Source organism: Pontibacter toksunensis (genome assembly GCF_042686245.1).
GTDB classification, from domain to species: domain Bacteria; phylum Bacteroidota; class Bacteroidia; order Cytophagales; family Hymenobacteraceae; genus Pontibacter; species Pontibacter toksunensis.
This window is the reverse complement of sequence record NZ_JBHUOX010000054.1, coordinates 1-8802: the sequence shown is the minus strand read 5'-3', so window position 1 is coordinate 8802 and position 8802 is coordinate 1. Positions and strand designations below refer to the sequence as shown.

Sequence of the window (8802 nt, the reverse complement as noted above, 5' to 3'; positions counted from 1 at the left end):
AGGTTTAGCAATCCTAACTTGTTTTTGATAATTTTGTCTTGAGTAGTCATGATATAATCGGGTTTAATTAATGAAATGCGTCACATTCAATTTAATTAAACTGTCAGATTATATCTTGACTATCTCATATGATTTGGTAAATCTCATTAGCTCGTAAGCACGGAACTGCATCAGCAATAATAGGCTATTCGCTACAGGCCATTTCTATCATCAAGAGTAGTTCTCTTAGGGCACTGCCCTCAGGAGATAGAATATGCCCTGCTTTCTTGAAGCGCAAATTGCCTGCTGCATCGATGATAAGCTTTGTAGGCAAACCGTTAACTTTATAAAGCTCCTCTGCTACTTTATTATTCTCATCCATTAGCATCTGGAAAGGGATTTTGTGCTTCTTTTTATAATCGCGCACTGCCTTCTTTTTGTCCTTTACCTTTTCACCGGTGTTCACGAATAAAAAGACCACATCATCCCCTTTGTGCCGTTGCATCGCCTCACCCATCGTTTCAAAAGCATCTAAACACGGGAAGCACCAGGTTGCCCAGAAGTCAATCACTACTGTTTTGCCTTTTAGCGATGATAGCTTAACGGTCTTACCATTCAGGTCTTTAAGCTCAAAATCTGCAGCAGCTTCATAGAGCATTTCTTTTTGAAGGCTTTCTCTTGTTTTTTCGATGGCAGATGCCTCTATGCCGGCTGTCCAGTAAGTTTCAAATCCAATATCGCTCTTTCTGTCGTGCACATACAATTGCTTGTAAAAATCTTTGTAGGTATCGCTTTTTGTGCCTTCCGCTATTTTTGCCTCCACTAAAGTACGGGCAGTGGCATAGTCTCCCGTTTTTAGCAGCACCTCCACATACGGCTCCACTATCTTCTGATGCATGCTTTTCTGAGTTAGCTTATATGCTTCTGTTAAGTAAGGCAGTGCGCTGGCGTGGTCTCCCTTTTTGAGGTATAGCTGTCCGTAGCTTGCAGCACATAAACCCAGCGTGTTTTCCCGTTGTATGAGCCAGGCTTTCTCTGAAAGAACAGCAGGCTTCTGCGAAGTAGGGTTCTTAAGTTCTGCCATAGCATTTTGGTAAGCATAAGTTATCAGTTCCTCTGCTGCCTGCATGTGCTCATTTTGCTCAATAAGAATGTTACAGAAGCTTCTGTATACATCGCCGTTCTTAGACTTTGGGAATACGGAGAGCATCGATTTGAAGTCAGCAACATTGCCTGCTCTGGCGTACTCTTCCGCCATATGCACATACTCTTCCTGCCAGTCATGTTCCGGGAAGTCATAAATGAGCTTGTGCAGCAGCTCCACCCTTTTTGCTGCATCGCGTTCCTTTCGGAAGCTTTCCATTCGCTCATCTCTAACCACCTGGCCTTTGGGCCAGTGCTTGCGGAGCAGGAAGTTGTAGGCATCCGCTTTATCGGGTTTCCCGTAGTCGCGGTACATCTTATGCAGCACCAGCATCTCTTCCTCTGTCAGGTTTGGCTGCAGAGCAAGCCAGTCTAAAGCGCCTAATACCACTGCGTTTTCTTTTCCGCGTGCTTCCAGCAGCGCTTTGATATAGGCCATTATGTAAGGCCGCTTCAGTTCTGGTTCTCTCTCAAATTCCTGTTCAAAAAGTATGAGGGCCAGCTTTGGATCGTACTTTATTTTCAGATGATATTGTGCCTCCTGCAGCATAGCTGCCGTAACCAGCGTCGCCCCCGGAACAAGGTGGTTCCTTTTGTTGTGCAGCAGTATAGGGTAGCCCTTGCCCTTGTTCCTGTCAACTTTATAGTTGCTGTCTTCTCTGTAGCTGTTCTGAAATTTCAGGTATAACCCCTTTGCTGTTTTAGAGGGCTTCAGCGTTCCCTTCCAGTTAGTCTTGCTCTTCTTAAGCAGAACATCATACGCATGCATTTTGCCCTGGTCAAACTCGTAAGCAACGGCTGTTATTTCCTTTTCGCCTTCCAGTTCTGTGCCTGTGGGTTGGTAGGTGAACATCATGGTTTCTCCCTGCCTGGGCTGGTCACGGTCCAGCACTAAGTTGCCCGCAGTTTCCTGGCTCCAGGCAACTGCAGACCATAAAAATATAGTAAGAAGAAGTATAAGTCTCTTTGTCATAGCATCATGTTAAGTAGCATTGCTATGGCAGGTCCTGACCTGCAAGTGCTCGTAACAACAGGTAAAAGTATTTTGTAAATGAATAGTACGATTACCGGAAAATTGCGGCTATAAAAATCAGATTATACTATAGTTTCCACCTTGCCAGGTATGGCTGAAACAGTGGGTAATCCTGTTGACCGGGTCCTTAAGTCAGCTTTGATCGGTGTCTAAAACAGTTCTCCCTGCACCGGTTGCACATACTTTCTGGGAGGTTTTAGTTCGAAGCCGCAAACCTTATTCAGCTGCAGGATGAGGTAAGTGGCCAGGTCAGGAGCCAAAACATTGTCTGGTTCATGCACAAAGAAATAGAGATGGCGTAGCCCGTTATCGAACCACTGCTTCAGGCGCACTACCCAGTCGTCAATGCGGGTGTAGTCTGTGGGGTGCATGCCATTGCCCACAAACCGGACCATGGCCGAAGGTGTCGTAAGGCGCATGTGCAGCACATCGCGGCGGCCAGCTACATCTGTCAGTACGGTACCTGCCTTGTGCTTCTCCAGCACCTCGAACACTTCCAAAGAGGCTCCTTTGTCTGCAAACCAGCCGGGGTGGCGCAATTCTACCGTTATCGGGATACTCTCCGGTATAAACTGGAGGAATGCCTCCAGGTCAGGCAACTGGCGCGGACTGAAGGAAGGCGGCAATTGCAGAAAGGCATCACCCAACTTATCCTCCAAGCCGGCAATAGCGTCGCAAAAGGCAGCCGTAATACCGTGGGTGCTGCGCAGGGCGGCTTCGTGGCTAATAAGCTGCGGGAACTTAGGGCAAAAGGTAAAGCCCTGCGGGACACTCTGCCGCCAGCGGTCGATGGTGTCGGGACTCGGGATGTGGTAGTGCGTGCTGTTGAGTTCTATCGTGCTGAACTGCTTCCCATACCACAGCAAAGCGTCTTTATCAGGCATGCTGCTGGGATAGATGTCACCTTTCCATGCTTTGTTCACCCACACGGGCAGGCCGATGTGCACAACAGGCTTCAGGTATGAGCCGGAACGCTGTAGCAAAGGCAGCGTATCTGGGTGATTAGGAGGCAGTGTAAAGTCTACGCTGCTGATATCTTGGAGCTTCCCAAAGTCCATAAATTCAGGTTTATCTTTTCTATACGTCTGAGGCTGATGGAATACACAAAGTACAGGCTTAAGATTATATTCTTTTACCTGGAAAGTGGTTAAAAAGTATCATGAATTCTGTTGCTTCAGATTTTTTTGCAAACTTTTTTTCGCTATTTTTTATAGGCTATATTCTATGCTTTTGACACATGAAAATGTTGCCATACGTGCTGCAAATGCACATTTTGCCAAATCATGACCTACAGCATCTGCAGCCGGTCAGACTGTATCCCTCCACATCCTTAGCCGAAGTGCGCCGTATAAGGCTCAATTTGAGAAATTTTGTCTAACTTTGCGGCTTCACCAACTTTAAAGCGATATGATATTTAATAGAAAGTGCTACCTTTTTTCAGTAATCATTTTTCTATTCATCGGCATCAGTCAGCCCATCCTCGCACAAACGAACGATACCCAAAAGGGCCAGGCTTCATGGTACGGAAGCAAATACCACGGCAAGCCAACCAGCAGCGGCGAACTCTACAACAAAAACAAGATGACCGCCGCGCATAAAACACTTCCTTTCGGCACAAAGGTAAAAGTGACAAACCTTGAGAACAACGAATCTGTGATTGTTCGCATCAACGACAGGGGACCATTTGTAGGAGACCGCATCATTGATGTATCAGAAGTGGCAGCCCGCGAGCTTGAGTTCCACAAAGCCGGCATCGGAAACGTGAAAGTGGAAGTGCTGGAGCTACCAATGGACTATAACCCTGCCAATGCCGGAATTTTCACTATTCAGACAGGTACGTATACCAGCATCAGGAATGCTGAGCAACTGAGCCAGAAATTAAAAGCTTTTGACAAGCACCTGGTTGTGGAGCTGACGAACGAGGATTTCCGAGGCAAGAAAATACACCGCATCAAAGCTGGCCGTTTCGAGAGCCGGCAGCAGGCAGATGCTTTCAACGAGTTATTAAAAGAAGAGGGTCTTTCAGGGCTTGTAAAAGAAGCATAAGCAACACATCATTTTCTCTTAAAAGGCAGAAAGCGCAGGAAAATCAATCCTGCGCTTTCTGCTTTTCTGTGCTTAACGCTACGCTCCTATTAATAGAGGTGAGTACTACATTCATCTATCAAATAAGGCCTTCTGGCATATAACTGGTCGCGTAACTTTGAAATGCAAGGCCATTTAATTATAATTAGCTACCGAAACAAATGCACTAACCCTTTACTAACAAACATTACCTTGAAAAGAAGAAATTTCCTTGAACTATCGGCACTGGGTTTTGGTGGCTTAATGCTGCCTTCAATCCCCGTGTTCGGCGATATTGTTTCGCCGGAGCGCATGCTGGAGCAGGTAGACCCTGCCCTGAAAAAGCGCCTGGCCGATGTGGCTCTGAACACTGCTAAATCAAAAGGTGCCAATTATGCAGATGTACGCATTGGCCGCTACCTACAGCAGTATATTTTTACCCGCGAAAAGCAGGTACAGAACATCGTAAACGCAGAGTCTTTCGGCGTGGGTGTGCGTGTGCTGGCGAATGGCACTTGGGGCTTTGCTGCCACATCTGATGTATCGGATAAAGGCGTAGCCAAAGCCGCTGAGCAGGCCGTGGCCATTGCTAAAGCCAATGCGAAACTGCAGAAAAAGCCTGTAAAACTGGCCCCGGTACCAGGCTATGGCGAGGTAAGCTGGAAAACACCCATCGAGAAAAATGCCTTTGAAGTACCTGTAGGCGAGAAAGCAGATTTATTGTTAGCTGCCAATGCAGCAGCTATGGATAATGGTGCCAACTTCGTTAACTCTGCCCTGTTCCAGGTGAACGAGCAGAAGTACTTTGCCTCTACCGAAGGTTCTTATATTGACCAGGATATCCACCGCATCTGGCCAAACTTTACCGTAACGGCTGTAGACAAGGCTTCCGGCAAGTTTAAAACCCGCGAGGCGCTGAGCGCGCCAATGGGCATGGGCTACGAATACATGAACCCAAAAGCGTCGGAGAAAATCAAAGGTCCGGCAGGCACCGGCCTGGTAGGCTACCGCTATGCCTACGATATGCTGGAGGATGCCGCGCTGGCTGCCATACAGGCAAAAGAGAAACTGACGGCTAAATCGGTGATGGCAGGCAAGTATGACCTCGTGCTCGATCCGAATCATTTGGGGCTCACCATTCACGAATCAGTAGGCCACCCGCTGGAGCTGGACCGTGTATTAGGCTACGAGGCAAACTATGCCGGTACCTCTTTTGCCACCCTGGATAAATGGAAGGGCAAAGACTTCAAGTATGGCTCTGACAAGGTGAACATCTTTGCAGATAAAATACAGCCGGGCTCACTGGGCTATGTAGGTTGGGATGATGAAGGCGTGAAGACGAAGAAGTGGGATTTGATAAAGAATGGTGTGCTCGTGAATTACCAGGCCATCCGTGACCAGGCGCACATCATTAACGAAAATGAATCGCACGGTTGCTGCTACGCCGATAGCTGGAGTTCTGTGCAGTTCCAGCGTATGCCGAATGTGTCGCTGGCGCCGGGTAAGGAGAAGAAGAACGTAGATCAGCTGATAGCAGGTGTTGACAAAGGTATTTACATCGCCGGCCGTGGTTCTTACTCTATCGACCAGCAGCGCTACAACTTCCAGTTTGGAGGCACCACCTTCCATGAAATCAAAGGTGGTAAAATTGTAGGTCCGCTGGAGGATGTGGCGTATCAGAGCAATACCCAGGAATTCTGGAACTCCTGCGCCGACATGTGTGACGAGAGTGACTATCGCCTGTTCGGCTCCTTCTTCGATGGAAAAGGCCAGCCAAGCCAAATCAGCGCAGTATCACACGGCTCTGCCCACACCCGCTTCAATGGGGTGAATGTGATTAATACGGCGCGTAAGATTTAGTCTTTTCACCTTCTAAATTAGCATCAACAAAAATGGCAATATTAACACAAGCAGAAGCACAGGCTATACTGAAAAAGGCCTTGGCTTACTCAAAGGCTGATGAATGTGAGATAACACTCAACGGCAACGTAGGTGGCAACATCCGCTATGCCAGAAACGAGGTATCAACGAGCGGCGCAGAAGAGAACGTTTCTATGTCGGTGGAGTCACGTTTCGGGAAGCGTTCGGGTGTAGCCACCATCAATGAATTCGACGATAAATCGCTGGAGAAGGTCATCAGGCGCTCAGAGGAAACAGCGCGACTAGCCCCTGAAAGTCCGGAGTATATTGAGTTTCTGGGCCCACAGAAGTATACGATTACAAAAGAGTTTTTCGAAAGCACTAATAAAGTAGACCCGGCTTACCGTGCCGATGCCGCTGCCAAAAGCATTGCTGCCGCTGCGGCCAAAGGCTTAACAGCTGCCGGCTTCCTGGAACATTACAGCAACTTCACTGCTAAGATGAACTCGAAGGGGCTGTTCGCATATCATCCGTCTACGATGGTGGATTTCTCGGTGACCATGCGCACAGAAGATGGTACCGGCTCCGGCTACGTAACGCAGGACTATAGCGACATCAGCAAACTTGACACAGGCAAAGCCTCTCAGATAGCTGCCGAAAAGGCTGCTAACTCCCGAAACGCCAAGGCACTGGAGCCGGGTAAATATACTGTTATCTTAGAGCCTGCTGCCTCTATCGACCTGCTCCGCAACATGTTCAGCAACATGGACCAGCGCGCTGCCGAAGAAGGTCGAAGCTTCCTGAGCAAAACAGGGGGACAGACAAAAAAGGGCGAGAAACTGGTAGATGAGCGCATCACAGTGTATTCAGACCCGTCTAATTTAGAGGTGCCTTCTGCTCCTTTTGCAGGTGATGGGCGACCGCAGCAGAAAGTTACCTGGATAGACAAGGGCGTGGTGAAGAACCTGTACAACAGCCGCTACTGGGCTTCAAACAAAGGTGCTGTTTCTATTCCGTCGCCAGGCAATGTGATTATGGAGGGTGGCAACCAATCTATTGAAGACATGATTAAGAACACCAAGCGCGGTATTCTGGTAACACGCCTGTGGTACATACGTGCGGTAGACCCGCAGACACTGCTCTATACCGGCCTTACCCGCGATGGTACGTTCTACATTGAGAACGGCAAAATCATGTATCCGGTGAAGAATTTCCGTTTCAACGAAAGCCCCGTTATTATGCTGAACAACCTGGAGGCCTTAGGCAAACCACAGCGCATCAACGGTAGCCTTATTCCACCGATGAAGATTCGTGACTTTACCTTCACCAGCTTGTCAGATGCGGTATAAGAACTGCTAAATATACGAATGCCGCATGCAGAATATCTGTGTGCGGCATTCGTTTTTAAATAGGAGAACAAACAATGCCAACTATACTCAGAATGTTTGGCTATCGCTTTTTTTTTTTCAGTAATGAAGGGAGTGAGCCTCCGCACATACATATAGAGAAAGCAGAAGCATACGCTAAGTATTGGCTAGAGCCAGTAGAGCTTGCCAGTTCTTATGCTTTTAATGCAAAGGAACTAAACGAACTTCGTAAATTGGTGTTAGAAAACAAATCACTCTTTGAGCAAAAATGGCATGAGTATTTTAGCTAAGAAATCTACACCACAGGCACAAAAAGTGTGGTTTATAGATGCCAAAATGTATGTCCTGCTAGCAGATGGCCGGGAGTTAGGCGTGCCGCTGGAATGGTTCTCGAAACTTCGCGATGCAACAGAAGCACAGCGCATGAACTGGCGCTTGATTGGCGGAGGCGTTGGTATCCATTGGGAAGAATTAGACGAAGATTTATCTGTAGCAGGTTTGCTATAGCCTCATCATATACTACTAAACAACCTGTGCAACCCTTTACTTTCGTGCGTTTGCAATACCGCTCCGGCAACTGGGATACGGACCCGCGTATGCCGAGTAACCTGCTGCACTCGCTCATACAGTACACAACGGTGCAGGTAGAAGAGCAGGAAAAGGTGGTGTCGTTGGAAAGTGCGGAGTTATTCAACTACCCGTTCAGCTATCTGAGCGGCCATAAGCTGGTGCAGTTCAACCAGAAGGAGCGACAAAACTTCGAGACCTACGTGCGCAACGGCGGCTTTGTGTTTGTAGACGACTGCAACCACGACATCGACGGCCTTTTCGCACGCTCTTTTGAGGAGCAGGTGCGGCAGATATTTGGGCAGAACGCGCTGAAGAAAATTCCGAACAACCATAAACTCTACCGCAGCTTCTTCACTTTTGAGGAAGGTCCTCCCACGACATCGTTCGAGCTCAATGGCTGGGGCGATGACCTCGTGCACGACTACCTCAAGGCTATTGAAGTGGACGGACGAATTGCTGTACTTTACAGTAACAAAGACTATGGCTGCGAATGGGACTACGACTTCCGGAACAAGCGCTGGCTTGCTGAAGATAACACCAAGTTTGGCGTCAACATCATCATGTATGCTTTAATAAGTTAAAGCGCAGTAGCAAATGCTTTGACCTCGCAGCGTGCGCAGCTCCTGCAAGTGTCTGAACCAAGCAAACACAAAATGACCGGTAGTGTACTAAAAGTAAGGATGGTCATATTGAGGAATTAGCAATGAGAAGCAGGTGTTATGAAATAGAGATCGCCAAACCTTTACTTCATATGACCACCTGCCCTCACTGCCATAGTCCCAATAT

General features: G+C 47.8%; 8 protein-coding genes. 6 read left to right on the top strand and 2 right to left on the bottom strand.

Annotation, left to right across the window (positions count from 1 at the left end; translation table 11 throughout):
- Nucleotides 1-184: 184 nt before the first annotated feature.
- Together ACFS7Z_RS26580 and ACFS7Z_RS26575 are read right to left on the bottom strand one after the other, a co-directional pair.
- Nucleotides 185-2095: a peroxiredoxin family protein gene (locus ACFS7Z_RS26580; RefSeq protein WP_377492285.1), complete on the bottom strand. Its 1911-nt coding sequence runs from the start codon at nt 2093-2095 to the stop codon at nt 185-187.
- 209 nt (nt 2096-2304) lie between these two features.
- Nucleotides 2305-3213 (bottom strand): DUF72 domain-containing protein, encoded by a 909-nt coding sequence (locus tag ACFS7Z_RS26575; RefSeq protein ID WP_377492282.1) that lies wholly within the window; start codon nt 3211-3213, stop codon nt 2305-2307.
- 349 nt (nt 3214-3562) lie between these two features.
- Here ACFS7Z_RS26575 and ACFS7Z_RS26570 point away from each other — a divergent pair, with 349 nt between their 5' ends.
- The 6 genes from ACFS7Z_RS26570 (at nt 3563) to ACFS7Z_RS26545 (ending at nt 8597) form a co-directional block, all read left to right on the top strand.
- Nucleotides 3563-4201 (top strand): septal ring lytic transglycosylase RlpA family protein, encoded by a 639-nt coding sequence (locus ACFS7Z_RS26570; protein ID WP_377492279.1) that lies wholly within the window; start codon nt 3563-3565, stop codon nt 4199-4201.
- A 231-nt stretch (nt 4202-4432) separates the two neighbouring features.
- Nucleotides 4433-6079: a TldD/PmbA family protein gene (locus ACFS7Z_RS26565; RefSeq protein WP_377492276.1), complete on the top strand. Its 1647-nt coding sequence runs from the start codon at nt 4433-4435 to the stop codon at nt 6077-6079.
- Nucleotides 6080-6111: 32 nt separating this feature from the next.
- On the top strand, nt 6112-7428 hold the full coding sequence (locus ACFS7Z_RS26560; protein ID WP_377492273.1) for a TldD/PmbA family protein: 1317 nt from the start codon (nt 6112-6114) through the stop codon (nt 7426-7428).
- Nucleotides 7429-7502: 74 nt separating this feature from the next.
- Entirely contained in the window at nt 7503-7736 is a 234-nt protein-coding gene (locus ACFS7Z_RS26555; protein WP_377492270.1) for a DUF4160 domain-containing protein, read from the top strand.
- The gene (locus tag ACFS7Z_RS26550) at nt 7720-7953 is read left to right on the top strand and encodes a DUF2442 domain-containing protein (protein ID WP_377492268.1); all 234 of its coding nucleotides are present in this window, start codon (nt 7720-7722) and stop codon (nt 7951-7953) included. Before ACFS7Z_RS26555 ends, ACFS7Z_RS26550 begins: the two co-directional genes overlap by 17 nt.
- A gap of 26 nt (nt 7954-7979) precedes the next feature.
- Nucleotides 7980-8597: a DUF4159 domain-containing protein gene (locus tag ACFS7Z_RS26545; RefSeq protein WP_377492266.1), complete on the top strand. Its 618-nt coding sequence runs from the start codon at nt 7980-7982 to the stop codon at nt 8595-8597.
- The last annotated feature ends 205 nt before the right edge of the window (nt 8598-8802 follow it).